We start from the raw sequence: 15,313 nt of genomic DNA on the forward strand, positions 1-15,313 counted from the left end.
CGGTGGAACCGTTTGCACCAGTGACGCGGGCCACATCCCGGACCCGGGTTCACCCTTCGTTCACGCGAGCCCGCGCGCGCCCTCCCGCACCCCCTCGCCGCCCTGCGCGCAACCTCCGGCCACAGCGCGACCTACCGCCTGGTCAGTGCTGTGATCGCAGCGCTGACCAGGCGGTAGGTCGCGGTCTCGGGCGGTCTCAGGCGGAGTCGAGGGTGGAGGAGCAGGGGCGACGGTGTCAGACGGCGAGCGGGCGGTCCGTGGGGCTGACCGGGCGCGGTAGGCGCGAGGGCTTGCCCATGAGCCAGGCGTCGACCTCGTGCGCGGCCGAGCGCCCCTCGGCGATGGCCCACACGATGAGCGACTGCCCGCGACCGGCGTCGCCGGCGACGAAGACGCCCGGGACGTTGGTCATGAAGTGGCCGTCGCGCGCGACGTTGGTGCGGGCGTCCTTCTCGACGCCGAGCTGGTCGAGCAGACCCTCGGCCTGCGGACCGAGGAAGCCCATCGCGAGGAGGACCAGCTGGGCCGGGATCTCGCGCTCGGTGCCCTCGACCTTCTCGAAGCCCTGCTCGCCCATGACGACCTCGTGCAGCCGCAGGCCGGCGACCCGGCCCTGCTCGTCGCCGACGATCTCGGAGGTCGACACGGCGTAGACGCGGTCTCCGCCCTCCTCGTGGGCGGAGGCGACGCGGAACAGCATCGGGTAGGTCGGCCACGGGTGCGCGGCGGCCCGCGCGGTGCCCGGCTGCGGCATGATCTCCAGGCTCGTCACCGACCGGGCGCCCTGGCGGTGCGCGGTGCCGATGCAGTCGGCGCCGGTGTCGCCGCCGCCGATGACGACGACGTCCTTGCCGGCCGCCGTGACCTGGCCCTCGACCGACTGGCCGAGCGCGACGCGGTTGGCGGGCGGCAGGTAGTCCATCGCCTGGAGGACGCCGTCGAGCTCGCGCCCGGGCACCGGCAGCTCGCGCGGGACCGTCGCACCGATGGCGACGACGACCGCGTCGAAGCGCTTGCGGAGGTCGGCGCCGGTGAGGTCGACCCCGACCTCGACGCCGGTGCGGAAGCGGGTGCCCTCGGACTTCATCTGGGCGATCCGCCGGTCGACGTGCTGCTTCTCCATCTTGAACTCGGGGATGCCGTAGCGCAGGAGGCCGCCGGGGCTGTCGGCGCGCTCGTAGACGGCGACGGTGTGGCCGGCGCGGGTCAGCTGCTGCGCGGCCGCCAGCCCGGCCGGGCCGGACCCGACGACGGCCACGGTCTTGCCCGAGAGCCGCTCGGGCGCCACGGGGTCGACGACGCCGTTGGCGAACGCGCGGTCGATGATCGAGACCTCGACCTGCTTGATCGTCACGGCCGGCTGGTTGATGCCGAGGACGCACGCCGACTCGCAGGGCGCGGGGCAGAGGCGACCCGTGAACTCCGGGAAGTTGTTCGTCGCGTGGAGGCGGTCGATGGCCTGGCGCCACTCACCGCGCCACGCGAGGTCGTTCCACTCGGGGATGAGGTTGCCGAGCGGACACCCGCTGTGGCAGAACGGGATCCCGCAGTCCATGCAGCGGCCGGCCTGGCGCTGGAGCTCGGTCGACGACTGCTCCTCGTAGACCTCCTTCCAGTCCCTGATCCGGACCGGTACGGGTCGGCGGCGCGGCAGCTCGCGCTCGCGCGTCTTGAGAAAGCCCTGGGGGTCAGCCACGGGACGCCTCCATGATCCGCTCCCACACCTGGGTGCCGTCGGGGTCGAGTCCCTCCGCGGTCGCCTTGGCCCGCACGTCGAGGACGCGCTGGTAGGCCCGCGGGAGGACGAGGGTGAAGGCCGAGCGGGCGGTGTCCCAGTCGGCGAGGAGCCGCGCCGCGACGGCGGAGTCGGTCCACCCGAGGTGGCGCTCGAGGAGGTCGTGCACGACGAGCTCGTCCTCGGGCCGCAGGGGCCGGAGGTCGACGAGCTCGGGGTTGACGTGGCTGCGGTCGAGGTCGAGGACGTACGCGACCCCGCCCGACATCCCGGCCGCGACGTTGCGCCCCGTCGGGCCGAGGACGAGCGCGGTCCCCCCGGTCATGTACTCGAGGCCGTGGTCGCCCACGCCCTCGACGACCGCCGTGGCGCCGGAGTTGCGGACGCAGAACCGCTCGCCGACCCGGCCGCGCAGGAACAGCTCGCCGGAGGTCGCGCCGTAGCCGATGACGTTGCCGGCGATGACGTTGTCCTCGGCGACGAGCGCCGAGCCCGGGGCCGGGCGGACGACGACCCGGCCACCGGAGAGCCCCTTGCCGACGTAGTCGTTGGCGTCGCCCTCGAGGCGCAGGGTGATCCCGGCCGGGAGGAACGCGCCGAAGCTCTGGCCCGCGGACCCGGTGAGGGTGAGGTCGATGGTGCCGTCGGGCAGGCCCTGCGCGTGCCGCTTGGTCACCTCGTGGCCGAGCATCGTCCCGACGGTGCGGTTGACGTTGCGGACGGCGAAGCGGGCCTGCACGCGCGCGCCGCTGTCGATGGCGTCGCGCGCGGCGGCGATGAGCTGGTGGTCGAGGGCCTTCTCGAGACCGTGGTCCTGGGCGATGGTGTGCCGCACGCCGGACCCGTCGGGGCTCTCGACCCTGGTGAGCACCGGGCCGAGGTCGAGCCCGCTCGCCTTCCAGTGCCGGACCGCCTTGGCCGTGTCGAGGTGCTGGATCTGGCCCACGGCCTCGGCGACCGACCGGAACCCGAGCGCCGCGAGGTGCTCGCGCACCTCCTCGGCGACGTACTCGAAGAACGTCTCGACGAACTCCGGCGCCCCGGCGAAGCGCGCCCGCAGCTCGGGGTTCTGGGTGGCGATGCCGACCGGACAGGTGTCGAGGTGGCAGACCCGCATGAGGATGCAGCCGGAGACGACGAGCGGGGCCGTGGCGAAGCCGAACTCCTCGGCGCCGAGCAGCGCGGCGATGACGACGTCGCGCCCGGTCTTGATCTGGCCGTCGACCTGCACGACGATCCGGTCGCGCAGCCCGTTGAGGACGAGGGTCTGCTGGGTCTCGGCGAGGCCGAGCTCCCAGGGCCCGCCCGCGTGCTTGAGCGAGGTGAGCGGCGAGGCCCCGGTGCCGCCGTCGTGCCCGGAGATGAGGACGACGTCGGCGTGGGCCTTGCTGACGCCCGCGGCGACCGTGCCGACCCCCACCTCGGAGACGAGCTTGACGTGCACCCGGGCGGCCGGGTTCGCGTTCTTGAGGTCGTGGATCAGCTGTGCGAGGTCCTCGATCGAGTAGATGTCGTGGTGCGGCGGCGGGCTGATCAGGCCGACGCCGGGCGTCGAGTGCCGGGTCTTCGCCACCCACGGGTAGACCTTCGGCCCGGGCAGCTGGCCGCCCTCCCCCGGCTTGGCACCCTGGGCCATCTTGATCTGGATGTCGTCGGCGTGGGTCAGGTACATCGACGTCACGCCGAACCGCCCCGAGGCGACCTGCTTGATCGCCGAGCGGCGCTCGGGGTCGAGGAGGCGCTCGACGTCCTCACCGCCCTCGCCGGTGTTCGAGCGGGCCTTGAGCCGGTTCATCGCGATGGCGAGGGTCTCGTGTGCCTCCTGGCTGATCGAGCCGTAGCTCATCGCCCCGGTGTTGAACCGCTGGACGATCTGCGAGACCGGCTCGACCTCCTCGATCGGCACGGGCGGGCGCCGCTCGGCGCCGCCGAGCTCGAAGAGCCCGCGCAGCGTCATCAGGCGGCCCGACTGCTCGTCGATGCGCTGGGTGTACTGCTTGAAGACGTCGTACCGCTTGGCGCGCGTCGCGTGCTGGAGGCGGAAGACGGTCTCGGGGTCGAACAGGTGCGGCTCGCCCTCGCGGCGCCACTGGTACTCCCCACCGACCATGAGCTTGCGGTGCGCCTGGCGGATGCCGTCGGGCGGGTAGGCCATGGCGTGCCGGGCCGCGGTCTCGGCGGCGATGACGTCGAGCCCGACGCCGCCGAGCTGGCTCACGGTGCCGGTGAAGAACTCGTCGACGAGCTCCTGCGAGAGGCCGATCGCCTCGAAGACCTGGGCCCCGCGGTAGGAGGCCACGGTGGAGATGCCCATCTTCGACATCACCTTGAGCACGCCCTTGCCGAGTGCCTTGATGAGGTTCGCGACCGCCTTCTCCTCGGTGACGTCGGTGATGGCGCCGCTGCGCACCATGTCCTCGACGGTCTCCATCGCGAGGTAGGGGTTGATCGCGGCCGCGCCGTACCCGACGAGGAGCGCCACGTGGTGGACCTCGCGGACGTCGCCGGCCTCGACGAGGAGGCCGACCTGGGTGCGGGTCTTCTCGCGGATCAGGTGGTGGTGCACGGCGCTCGTCAGCAGCAGCGACGGGATCGGCGCGAGGTCGCGGTCGGAGTCGCGGTCGGAGAGGACGACGAACCGGGCACCCTCGGCGATCGCGGCCGACACCTCGTCGAAGATCTCGTGGAGCCGGGCGCGCAGCGCGGCCTCGCCGCCGGTGACGTCGTAGGTGCCGCGGATGACGACGGTGCTGAAGCCGGGCAGGTCGCCGTCGGCGTTGATGTGGACGATCTTCGCGAGGTCGTCGTTGTCGATGACCGGGAACGGCAGGACCACCTGGCGGGCGTGGGCCGGCGAGGCGTCGAGGACGTTGCCCTCGGGTCCGATCGTCGAGCCGAGCGAGGTGACGAGCTCCTCGCGGATGGCGTCGAGCGGAGGGTTCGTCACCTGGGCGAACAGCTGCGTGAAGTAGTCGAAGACGAGCCGCGGACGGTCGGACAGCACGGCGATCGGGGTGTCGGTCCCCATCGAGCCGAGGGCCTCTCCCCCGGTGCTCGCCATCGGTGCGACGAGGATCTTCAGCTCCTCCTCGGTGTAGCCGAAGGTCCGCTGGCGGCGCGCGACCGAGGCGGCCGTGTGGATGATGTGCTCGCGGTCGGGGAGGTCCTCGAGCTCGATGAGGCCGGCGTGCAGCCACTCCTCGTAGGGGTTCTCCCCCGCGAGCCCGGTCTTGACCTCCTCGTCGCTGACGATCCGCCCGGCGGCGGTGTCGACGAGGAACATCCGGCCCGGCTGGAGGCGGCCGCGGCGCACGACGTTCTCGGGCTCGAGGTCGAGGACGCCGGCCTCCGAGGCGAGGACGACGAGGCCGTCGTCGGTGACCCAGTAGCGGCCGGGCCGCAGGCCGTTGCGGTCGAGGACGGCGCCGATGAGGGTGCCGTCGGTGAAGGTGACGCAGGCCGGTCCGTCCCAGGGCTCCATGAAGGTCGAGTGGAACTCGTAGAACGCCTTGCGGGCGGGGTCCATCGACTCGTGGTTCTCCCAGGCCTCCGGGATCATCATGAGGACCGAGTGCGGCAGGGAGCGCCCGCCGAGGTGGAGCAGCTCGAGGACCTCGTCGAAGGTCGCCGAGTCGGACGCCCCCGGGGTGCAGATCGGGAAGAGCCGCTCGAGGTCGCCGGGGATGAGCTCGGAGCTCACCTGGCTCTCCCGCGCCATCATCCAGTTGCGGTTGCCCTTGACGGTGTTGATCTCGCCGTTGTGCGCGATGAGCCGGTACGGGTGGGCCAGCGGCCAGCTCGGGAAGGTGTTCGTCGAGAAGCGCGAGTGGACGAGCGCGAGCTCGGTGGCGAACCGCTCGTCGGAGAGGTCGGGGAAGAACGGCTCGAGCTGGCCGGTGGTGAGCATCCCCTTGTAGACGACCGTGCGACACGACAGGGACGGGAAGTACACCTCGACCTCGCGCTCGGCCCGCTTGCGCAGGCAGAAGGCGAGCCGGTCGAGCGCGACGCCGGTGGCGCCGGAGGTGGCGGAGACGAACAGCTGGCGGAAGGTCGGCATGCACTCGCGCGCCGCCCGGCCGACGAGGTCGGGGGTGACGGGGACGTCGCGCCACGCCAGGACCCGCAGGCCCTCCTCGGTCGCGATCTCGCCGATGCGGCGCTCGGCCTCGGCGCGTTCGGCGTCGTCGGTGGGGAGGTAGGCCATGCCGACCGCGTAGGCGCCCGGGTCGGGCAGCTCGGTGTCGAGCACGGCCCGCAGGAACGCGTCCGGGACCTGGGTGAGGATGCCGGCCCCGTCCCCCACGAGGGGGTCGGCACCGGTGGCGCCGCGGTGGTCGAGGTTGCGCAGGGCGTCGAGGGCGTGGACGACGATGTCGTGACCCGCGCTGCCCCGCATGGTCGCCACCATGGCCACGCCGCACGCGTCGTGCTCGTGCTCACGGCGGTACAGGCCCGTGTCGGCGGGCTGGGCGGAGAAGCGGGCGACGGTCACGTCGCATCACCGTCCTCAGAGGTCGTCGATCCCTCGGGGACCGGGCACGGCAAGGTCAGGCGCGGACGGCGTCGGCCACGTGCCGGAATGCTATCGCCGGGCCCTCTCGTCTTGCATTTCGAGCCGGGCTATCCCAGATTCTGGGACTCCGCGTCGGTCTCCGTGCGGGGACCGGGGTCGCTCCCCGGTGTCGGTGGGGTGTCGGTGCGCTCGGCCCGACGGCGGGTGAACCACACGATCCACAGGCCCAGGAGGAAGACGAGGATGCTCGTCCACACGTTGAGCCGCTGGCCGAGGACGACCTCGGCGTCGTCCGTGCGCATCCTCTCGACGACGATCCGCCCGATCGGGTAGCCCGCGACGTAGAGGCCGAACACCGCCCCCGGGTGCAGGCGGCGCCGGCGGTCGAGGACGAGCAGCGCCGCGGCGAGGACGACGAGGAACAGCGACTCGTAGAGGAAGGTCGGGTGGAAGGTCCCGAGGACGACCGGCTCCCCCGAGGCGTCGACGACGGCCCGGCCCGCGCCGTTGTCCCACTCGTGGATCGTCAGGCCCCACGGGAGGTCGGTGGGCCCGCCGTAGAGCTCGTTGTTGAACCAGTTGCCCCACCGGCCGATCGCCTGGGCGAGCGCCACCCCGGGCGCCGCGGCGTCGGCGTACGCGAGGAAGGGGATGCCGTGGCGGCGGCAGCCGATCCACGCACCGAGCGCGCCGAGGGCGATCGCCCCCCAGATGCCGAGGCCGCCCTCCCAGATCTTCACCGCGTCGACGGGGTTGCCGCCCTCGCCCCAGTACGGATCGGGGGTCGTGACGACGTGGTAGAGCCGCCCGCCGACGATCCCGAAGAGGACGGCCCACGCGGCGACGTCGAGGGCCTGGGCCGACTCGAACCCGCGCGGCACGAGCCGGCGCCCGGTGAGCCACACGGCGACGACGATCCCCAGGAGGATGCAGACCGCGTACATCCGCAGCGGCAGCGGCCCGAGGTGCCAGACCCCGACGGTGGGGCTGGGCAGGGCCGCGGGGAGCACGGTCGCGAGGGCGCTCACTTCGTGGCCGCCTCGACGGCCGCGGTGAACCCCTCGGGCGAGGCGATGGCGCCGAGCTCCTGGTCGACCCCGTCGAACCGCACCGTGGGCGTCCCGCGCACGCCGTCCTCGAAGCTCTTCCTCTCGACCGAGTCGACGTAGGCGTCGTAGCGCCCGGAGTCGAGGCACGCCTCCCAGGTCGAGAGCGCGTCGCCGGTGATGCCGGCCGCCTGCGCGAACCCGGCGAGGTCGGCGTCGGTGAAGCCGGTGCCCTCCTGCTCGGGCTGGCCGGGGAAGACGCGGTCGTGGAACTCCTGGAACCTGCCGGCGTCGGCGGCGCAGAAGGCGGCGTTCCCGGCCCGCGTCGAGCTGTCGTTCCTGAGGTTGTCGTCGAGGAAGTTCTTGACGTGGTAGACGAGGACGATCCGTCCCTCCTGCGCCAGCGAGCTGATCGTCGACCCGGTCAGCTCCTCGAACTGCGCGCAGGCCGGGCACTGGAAGTCCTCGTAGACGTCGACGGTCGGCGCGCCGGGTCGGGGCGTGACGTCGGCGAAGGCGCGGTAGCCCGCCCCCATGGCGGTGACGCCCTTCGGCAGGGCCGTGCCGCCGGAGCCGGTGTCGGACGACCGGGAGGACCAGACCACCCCGCCGACCACCGCGACGATCGCGACGACGACGACCACGGCGGCGACGACGACCTTGTCGGCGCCGCCCCCGCCGTCCTTGCGCGCGGCCTCGATCCTGGCCCTGCGGTCGGCGGACGGGGACGACTTCGTGCTGCCCATGGCGTGCGGTGTTCCTCTCGGGGTGGTCAGTGGCCGAAGAGCCGGTGGTCGAGGGCGGCGAGCGACCGCGGCCGGACGACGAGCCAGGTGCCCGCCGCCGCGAAGGCGAGGTCGCGAGCGATCTCCTGGGGGTAGCGCGTCTCGTCGGCGCCGACCTGCCCGCCACCGCCGAAGCAGCCGCAGTCGATCGTCAGACCGCGCGCCCACGCCTGGGCGATCCCGAGGACGAAGGCCGCCATGAGCACCGTCGAGACGGCGGCGACCGGGCGCGTGAACAGGCCCACGAGGAGCAGGACGCCGAGGACGACCTCGACGAAGGGCAGCGCGAGCCCGACCGCCCCGGCGAGGTCCATGGGGAGGATCTCGTACGCCTGGACGGCGCGCTGGGCGGTCAGGGGCGAGCCGATCTTGGCCGCCCCCGCCCAGACGAGGACGACGCCGAGGACCATGCGGGCGAGGAGCCCGACGACGTCGAGGACGAGGGTGCGCCGGGGGGCCGGTGCCTCCACCTCGGTGGCGTCCGTCCCCGGATCCGTACGCGCGATCACCGCCGCCCCGACCTCACTCCCTCGGCCAGCTCGGCCGTCAGCCCGCGCAACGTCTCGAGCCGTCCGGGGAGTTCCCCGTCGCCCCCGAGGGCACGCACGAGCGCGGAGCCGACGATGACGCCGTCGGCGTACCCGGCGAGCTCGGCGGCCTGCTCGCCGGTGGAGACACCGAGGCCGACGCAGACCGGGAGGTCGGTGACGGCCTTCGTGCGCTCGACGAGGCCGCGCGCGTCGCTGTCGACGCTCGTGCGGGCGCCGGTGACGCCCATCGTCGAGGCGGCGTAGACGAAGCCCCGACAGGCCGCGGTGACGCGGGCGAGCCGCTCGGGGGTCGAGGACGGCGCGACGAGGAAGACCCGGTCCAGGCCGTGCCGGTCGCTGGCCGCGACCCACTCGTCGGCCTCGTCGGGGATGAGGTCGGGGGTGATGAGGCCCGCTCCCCCGTGCGCGGCGAGGTCGGCGGCGAAGCGCTCGACCCCGCGGTGGAGCACGAGGTTCCAGTACGTCATGACGAGCGGGGAGCCTCCCGCCTCGCGGACGGCTGCCGTGGCGCGGAAGACGTCGTCGACCCGGGACCCCTGCGCGAGGGCGGTGGCGGCGGCGTGCTGGATGACCTCGCCGTCCATGAGGGGGTCGCTGTAGGGGACGCCGACCTCGACGACGTCGCAGCCGGCCTCGACGAGCACCCGCATCGCCTCCAGCGAACCCTCGACCGAGGGGTAGCCCACGGGCAGGTAGCCGACGAGGGCGGCACGTCCCTCCTCGCGGCAGCGGCGCAGGACGTCCTCGACGCCGCGCGTCGCCGTGGTCACGAGGAGGGCCCGTCGACGAGGCCGAACCACTCGGCCGCGGTGTGCATGTCCTTGTCTCCCCGCCCGGAGAGGTTGACGAGGAGCAGTCCGTCAGGCCCGACCTCGCGGCCGACCTCGATGGCACCGGCGAGGGCGTGCGCGGACTCGAGCGCCGGGATGATGCCCTCGGTGCGGCACAGGAGGGAGAACGCCTCCATGACCTTCTCGTCGGTGGCGTACCGGTACTCGGCGCGGCCGCTGTCGCGCAGGAAGGAGTGCTCGGGACCGACGCTCGGGTAGTCGAGCCCGGCGGAGATGGAGTGCGACTCGACGGTCTGCCCGTCGTCGTCCTGCATGAGGTAGCTCATCGCGCCGTGGAGGACGCCCGGGGTGGCCGAGGCGAACCGAGCGGCGTGCCGTCCGCTCTCGATGCCCGACCCGCCCGCCTCGATGCCGATGAGGCGCACCCCCTCATCGGGGACGAAGCGGTGGAAGATCCCCATGGCGTTGGATCCGCCTCCGACACAGGCGATCACGGCGTCGGGGAGGCGCCCGGTGAGCTCGAGCACCTGTTCGCGGGCCTCCTCGCCGATGACGGCGTGGAAGTCGCGGACCATCTCGGGGAACGGGTGCGGGCCGGTGACGGTGCCGATGAGGTAGTGCGTCGTGCGGACGTTGGTGACCCAGTCGCGCAGGGCCTCGTTGATGGCGTCCTTGAGGGTCGCGCTGCCGTGCTCGACGGGGACGACCTCGGCGCCGAGGATCTTCATCCGGGCGACGTTGAGCGCCTGGCGCTCGGTGTCGACCTTGCCCATGTAGACCCGGCACTCCAGGCCCATGAGGGCGGCCGCGGTGGCCGTGGCGACGCCGTGCTGGCCGGCGCCGGTCTCGGCGATGACCCGCGTCTTGCCCATCCGCTTGGTGAGCAGCGCCTGGGCGAGGACGTTGTTGATCTTGTGCGAGCCGGTGTGGTTGAGGTCCTCGCGCTTGAGGACGACGCGCGCTCCCCCGCAGTGCGCCGCGAACCGGGGCACCTCGGTGACGATGCTCGGCCGGCCGGTGTAGGTGCGGTGCAGGCGGGCCAGCTCGTCGAGGAAGTCGGGGTCGACCATCGCCTTCTGGCGGGCCTCGTCGAGCTGCTCGAGGGCGGGGACGAGCGCCTCGGGCACGTAGCGGCCCCCGAACGGGCCGAACCGCCCGGGGCGGGGCAGCTCCTCGGGGACGAGGTCGTGGGTCGAGGGGATGGTGGCGTCGTCGGGCACGGTGGGTCAGGCCTCCAGGGGTGCGGCACCGGCCACGCCGGCGGCGACGATCGCGGCGGCGCCGGCGTGGGCGTCGCCGGTGCGGACGAGCGCCTCCCCGACGAGGACGGCGTCCGCGCCCTGTGCGGCGTAGGAGGCGGCGTCCTCCGGCCCGGCGATGCCGGACTCGGCGACGGTCACGACGCCCTCGGGGATGAGGGGGCGCAGGCGGGAGAAGGTGTCGGGGTGGATCTCGAGGGTCTTCAGGTTGCGCGCGTTGACGCCGATGACGGCCGCGCCGACGTCGACGGCGCGCTGGGTCTCGACCTCGTCGTGGACCTCGACGAGCGCGGTCATCCCGAGCTCGCCGGTCCGGTGCAGCATCGAGGAGAGGTCGTCGTCGGTGAGCGCGGCGACGATGAGGAGGACGAGGTCGGCGCCGTGGGCTCGCGCCTCCCACAGCTGGTAGTCGCTGACCATGAAGTCCTTGCGCAGGACCGGCACGTCGACGGCCGCGCGCACGGCGTCGAGGTCGTCGAGGCTGCCGCCGAAGCGCCGCCCCTCGGTGAGCACCGACACCGCCGTGGCCCCGCCGAGCGCGTACTGCGCGGCGAGGGCCGCCGGGTCGGGGATGTCCGAGAGCGGGCCCTTGCTCGGGCTCGCCCGCTTCACCTCGGCGATGAGCGACAGGCCGGGCCGCCGCAGGGCGGTCTCGGCGTCGAGCGCCGGGGGTGCGGCGAGGACCGCGGCCTCCAGCTCGGAGAGCGAGGTGCGGCGCTCGCGGGCCGCGAGGTCCTCGCGGACCCCGGCGACGATGGAGTCGAGGACGGTCGTCACGACGCGCCCAGCCGTCAGTGGATGGAGGGGGCCTCGTCACGGGGGCGCCCGGCCGCGCCGTAACCGGCCATCGACAGCACCTTCCCCGCGACGACGCCGACGACGGCGAGCACGACCCCACCGACGAACACCCAGACGTTGGGGAAGAGGACGGCGAGCGCCATCACGGCCGACGCGACGATGCAGATCGTCACGGCGGTCCAGGCAGCGACGCTGTGCCCGTGGTCCTCGTGCTCGTCGTGCTGGCTCATGGCGTCACTCCTCGTGGTGGGGTCGGCGACCCGCGGCGTGGTCTGGGGCGATTCTGTCAGGTCGGGCGGTCGGGACCGACATCGGTGGGGTCGCGGCCGGCGGACAGCTCGTCCCAGTCGCTCGCGACCCGCTCGCCCCGGGGTCCGGCGACGTCCCCGCCGTCCGTGGGGGCGACCTCGTACCGGCTGCTCGGGCCGCCCCAGGACCCCATGCCCCACGCGGCGCAGGCGAGCCCGACGAGGGAGAGGGCCAGGGCCCCGAGGGCGACGACGGGCCAGGCGCTCGGGTCGGCGACCGTCTCGACCGATCCCGTGCGTCCCACGCGGGCCGCGCCGACGGGACCGAGGACGCCGTCCGGGTCGAGCAGGACCCGTCCGGTGAGCCCGGCGGCGACGACGAGGAGGCCGGCCCAGCCGAGGAGGGCGACGACGCGCGTGACCCGGCCACCGGCCACGGTCGCCACGGTCGCGGCCGCGAGGGCCAGGGCGACGGCGGTGAGGCCGGGGGCGACCTCGGCACCCGTCGCGCCGATCCGGGTCGCGCCGAGCACGGCGTCGTCGACGGCGCCGGACACCCAGGGCCGGAAGGCGACCGCGAGGAGGGCGAACCCGCCGACGAGACCGAGGAGGGCGACCGGACCGCGACGCGCCAAGGCCCTCACGACACCGTCCTCATCGCCCCCGCGGTCGCGACGGCGCGCAGGGCGGCGGCGGCCTTGTGCAGGCACTCCTCGTGCTCGCGGGTGGGGTGGGAGTCGGCGACGATGCCGGCGCCGGCCTGGACGTGGGCGACCCCGTTCTTGACGACCGCGGTGCGGATGGCGATGGCCATGTCGAGGTCGCCGTGGAAGTCGAGGTAGCCGACGACGCCGCCGTAGAGGCCGCGCCGCGAGGGCTCGTAGTGCTCGATGAGGGAGAGGGCACGCGGCTTGGGTGCCCCCGAGAGCGTGCCGGCCGGGAAGGTCGAGACGAGGACGTCGTAGGCGCTGACGCCGGGACGGGTCTCCCCCACGACGGTGGACTCGATGTGCATGACGTGGCTGTAGCGGCGGACGTCCATGAGCTCGACGACGTCGACGGTCCCGGGCCGGCACACGCGCTGGAGGTCGTTGCGCCCGAGGTCGACGAGCATGACGTGCTCGCTGCGCTCCTTGGGGTCGGCGAGGAGCTCCTCGGCGAGGCGCACGTCGTCCTCGGGCGTCTTCCCGCGCGGGCGGCTGCCGGCGATGGGGTGGGTGATCGCGCGCTCCCCCGTGACCCGGACGAGGGCCTCGGGGCTGCTGCCGACGACGGCGTAGTCGGACCCGTCGGGCGCGGGGAAGCGGAAGAGGTACATGTACGGGCTCGGGTTGCCGGCGCGCAGCGCGCGGTACACGTCGAGCGGGTCGGCCGGGCACGGCATCGAGAAGCGCTGCGAGAGGACGACCTGGAAGACCTCGCCGGCCCGGATGTCCTCCTTGGCGAGCTCGACGACCTCCTCGTAGCGCTCCTGGGTCGTGTTGGACGTGACGAGCGCCATCGCGGCGTCGACGGCGTCGGTGTCGACGACGGCGACGGTGCTGTCCGCGGGTGCCGCGAGGGCGCGCGTCATCGCGTCGAGGCGGTCGACGGCGTCGGCCCAGGCCTGCTCCGCCCGCTCGTCGGTGTCGTCGTAGTTGACGGCGTTGGCGACGAGGAGGATCGAGCCGTCGGTGTGGTCGAGGACGGCGAGGTCCGTGGCGAGCATCATCGCGACCTCGGGCAGGCCGAGGTCGTCGGGCGCCGTGCTCGGGACCCTCTCCCAGCGGCGGACGGCGTCGTAGGTGATGGCGCCGACCATCCCGCCGGTGAGCGGCGGCAGCCCGGCGACCGGCTCGGTGGCGAGCGCCTCCATCGTCGCGCGGAGGGCCTCGGTGGCGAGCCCGGTCGTGGGCACGCCGACGGGCGGCTCGCCGATCCAGTGGACCTCGCCCCCGCGCTCGGTGAGCGTGGCCCGGCTCGCGGCCCCGACGATCGACCAGCGCGACCAGACGCCGCCGTGCTCGGCCGACTCGAGGAGGAAGGTGCCGGGCCGGTCGCCGGCGAGCTTGCGGTAGACCCCGACCGGGGTCTCGGCGTCACCCATGAGGCGGCGCACCACGGGGATGACGCGGCGGTCGCGGGCGAGGACGCCGAAGACGTCGAGCGTGGGCCAGGTCTGGCCGTAGGCCAGGGGCGGGGTCTCGGCGGCCGGGGCGGCTCCGGTACTCGTCACGCGGCTCCCCCGGGGCCGGCGCCGACCACCGCGCCGAGGTCGTGGGCGTCGAAGCAGGTGCGGTCGCCGGTGTGGCAGGCCACGCCGACCTGCTCGACGCGCACGAGGAGCGCGTCGCCGTCGCAGTCGAGCGCCACGGAGCGCACGTGCTGGACGTGGCCGCTCGTGTCGCCCTTGCGCCAGTACTCCTGCCGGCTGCGCGACCAGAACGTCACCCGGCCCTCCGTGAGGGTGCGGCGCAGCGCCTCGTCGTCCATCCACCCGAGCATGAGCACCTCGCCGGTGTCGTGCTGCTGCACGACCGCCGCGACGAGGCCGTGCTCGTCGCGCTTCAGGCGCGCGGCGACGGCGGGGTCGAGGATGGGCTCGGGGGTGGCGGACACCCCGTCATTGTGCCGCGCGGAGCACGTCGTCCCTGCCCCGGGCCGGTCAGCGGACGGGGGCGGCCGGCGCGGGTGCCAGGCGCCGGTCGAGGGCGCGGGCCCCGGCGAAGGAGCGCGAGGACGAGCACGGTGATGCCGCGGCAGGCACCGACGACCGCGCCGCCACCGCTCTCGCGCGCGTCCAGGAAGGGGTACGGGTACCAGCCGGTCGGCGCCGTCGAGGTCGAGCAGGGGCCGGAGCAGGACGAAGTGGCGAGCCCCGTCACGGTGATCCCGACGACGGCCGCCAGCCGCACCGGCCGCCACCACCGGGCCACAATGGCGGCATGACCACCGACGCGCGGACCCCCGTCGTCCGCCTCGAGCGCGACGCCCTCTGTGACACCCTCCTCGCCGTCGGGCCGGACGCCCCGACCCTGTGCGACCCGTGGCGCACGCGCGACCTGGCCGCCCACCTCGTCGTGCGGGAGCGCCGCCCGGACGCCGCCGTCGGCATCTGGGTCCCCGCGTTCTCGGGGTGGACGCAGCACGAGCAGGAGCGCATCGCCCGCGGCGACTGGGACGAGCTCGTCGCGACGGTCCGCTCGGGGGCCCCGTGGTGGTCGCCCGCGCGCATCGACCGCGTCGAGTCGGTGTTCAACACCGTCGAGCTGATCGTCCACCACGAGGACGTCCTGCGCGGCGACGGCGCCGTCGGCCCGCGCCGCGAGGTGCCGGACCGCGTGGCGCGGGCCGCCTTCCACGCCCTGCGCAAGGCGGCCGACCTGATGTTCCGGCGCTCACCCGTCGGGGTCACCCTCGTCGCCCCGGGCCGCGAGCCGCTCCACGCCGGACCCGACGACCGGTCGGTCACGGTGAGCGGCGAGCCGGTCGAGCTGCTCCTCCTCGCGTCCGGCCGCGCGCGCGTCGCCGAGGTCACGATGGACGGGTCGCCGGAGGACGTGGCGACGCTGCGGACCGCGCAGCTCGGGATGTCCTGACGGCCG

The 15,313-nt window shown here is 73.8% G+C and carries 14 protein-coding genes; 2 read left to right on the forward strand and 12 right to left on the reverse strand.

The features are described from left to right. Positions 1-235: 235 nt before the first annotated feature. From ACK8HX_RS13435 to hisI, 12 genes are all read right to left on the reverse strand, one after another. Positions 236-1,696 carry a glutamate synthase subunit beta gene (locus ACK8HX_RS13435; protein WP_411941215.1) on the reverse strand — a complete coding sequence of 487 codons (1,461 nt, stop codon included), beginning with the start codon at positions 1,694-1,696 and terminating at the stop codon, positions 236-238. Continuing rightward, positions 1,689-6,230, reverse strand: a complete 4,542-nt coding sequence (gene gltB / locus ACK8HX_RS13440) for a glutamate synthase large subunit (RefSeq protein ID WP_411941216.1) — start codon at positions 6,228-6,230, stop codon at positions 1,689-1,691. Before gltB ends, ACK8HX_RS13435 begins: the two co-directional genes overlap by 8 nt. A gap of 128 nt (positions 6,231-6,358) precedes the next feature. Then, positions 6,359-7,279, reverse strand: a complete 921-nt coding sequence (gene lgt / locus ACK8HX_RS13445) for a prolipoprotein diacylglyceryl transferase (RefSeq protein WP_411941217.1) — start codon at positions 7,277-7,279, stop codon at positions 6,359-6,361. Continuing rightward, positions 7,276-8,043, reverse strand: a complete 768-nt coding sequence (locus ACK8HX_RS13450) for a DsbA family protein (RefSeq protein ID WP_411941218.1) — start codon at positions 8,041-8,043, stop codon at positions 7,276-7,278. The genes lgt and ACK8HX_RS13450 overlap by 4 nt, the downstream gene beginning before the upstream one ends. A gap of 26 nt (positions 8,044-8,069) precedes the next feature. Beyond that, complete coding sequence (locus ACK8HX_RS13455; protein WP_411941219.1) at positions 8,070-8,552, reverse strand: MauE/DoxX family redox-associated membrane protein; 483 nt, start codon at positions 8,550-8,552, stop codon at positions 8,070-8,072. Positions 8,553-8,587: 35 nt separating this feature from the next. Then, on the reverse strand, positions 8,588-9,403 hold the full coding sequence (trpA, locus tag ACK8HX_RS13460; protein ID WP_411941220.1) for a tryptophan synthase subunit alpha: 816 nt from the start codon (positions 9,401-9,403) through the stop codon (positions 8,588-8,590). Continuing rightward, positions 9,400-10,644 carry a tryptophan synthase subunit beta gene (trpB, locus tag ACK8HX_RS13465; protein WP_411941221.1) on the reverse strand — a complete coding sequence of 415 codons (1,245 nt, stop codon included), beginning with the start codon at positions 10,642-10,644 and terminating at the stop codon, positions 9,400-9,402. Before trpB ends, trpA begins: the two co-directional genes overlap by 4 nt. A gap of 6 nt (positions 10,645-10,650) precedes the next feature. Then, complete coding sequence (gene trpC / locus ACK8HX_RS13470) at positions 10,651-11,460, reverse strand: indole-3-glycerol phosphate synthase TrpC (protein ID WP_411941222.1); 810 nt, start codon at positions 11,458-11,460, stop codon at positions 10,651-10,653. Between the two features lie 14 nt (positions 11,461-11,474). Next, positions 11,475-11,711, reverse strand: coding sequence for an HGxxPAAW family protein (locus tag ACK8HX_RS13475; RefSeq protein ID WP_411941223.1), 237 nt, complete (start codon positions 11,709-11,711; stop codon positions 11,475-11,477). 56 nt (positions 11,712-11,767) lie between these two features. Beyond that, positions 11,768-12,373, reverse strand: coding sequence for a Trp biosynthesis-associated membrane protein (locus tag ACK8HX_RS13480; protein WP_411941224.1), 606 nt, complete (start codon positions 12,371-12,373; stop codon positions 11,768-11,770). Further along, positions 12,370-13,944 (reverse strand): anthranilate synthase component I, encoded by a 1,575-nt coding sequence (locus ACK8HX_RS13485; RefSeq protein WP_411941225.1) that lies wholly within the window; start codon positions 13,942-13,944, stop codon positions 12,370-12,372. Before ACK8HX_RS13485 ends, ACK8HX_RS13480 begins: the two co-directional genes overlap by 4 nt. Next, positions 13,941-14,327 carry a phosphoribosyl-AMP cyclohydrolase gene (gene hisI / locus ACK8HX_RS13490; protein ID WP_411941226.1) on the reverse strand — a complete coding sequence of 129 codons (387 nt, stop codon included), beginning with the start codon at positions 14,325-14,327 and terminating at the stop codon, positions 13,941-13,943. Before hisI ends, ACK8HX_RS13485 begins: the two co-directional genes overlap by 4 nt. 132 nt (positions 14,328-14,459) lie before the next feature. Here hisI and ACK8HX_RS13495 point away from each other — a divergent pair, with 132 nt between their 5' ends. Both ACK8HX_RS13495 and ACK8HX_RS13500 read left to right on the forward strand, forming a co-directional pair. Next, on the forward strand, positions 14,460-14,657 hold the full coding sequence (locus ACK8HX_RS13495; protein WP_411941227.1) for a hypothetical protein: 198 nt from the start codon (positions 14,460-14,462) through the stop codon (positions 14,655-14,657). Then, positions 14,654-15,307 carry a TIGR03085 family metal-binding protein gene (locus ACK8HX_RS13500; protein ID WP_411941228.1) on the forward strand — a complete coding sequence of 218 codons (654 nt, stop codon included), beginning with the start codon at positions 14,654-14,656 and terminating at the stop codon, positions 15,305-15,307. The genes ACK8HX_RS13495 and ACK8HX_RS13500 overlap by 4 nt, the downstream gene beginning before the upstream one ends. Positions 15,308-15,313: the final 6 nt, after the last annotated feature.

Source organism: Oryzobacter faecalis (genome assembly GCF_046764005.1).
Lineage (GTDB): Bacteria > Actinomycetota > Actinomycetes > Actinomycetales > Dermatophilaceae > Oryzobacter > Oryzobacter faecalis.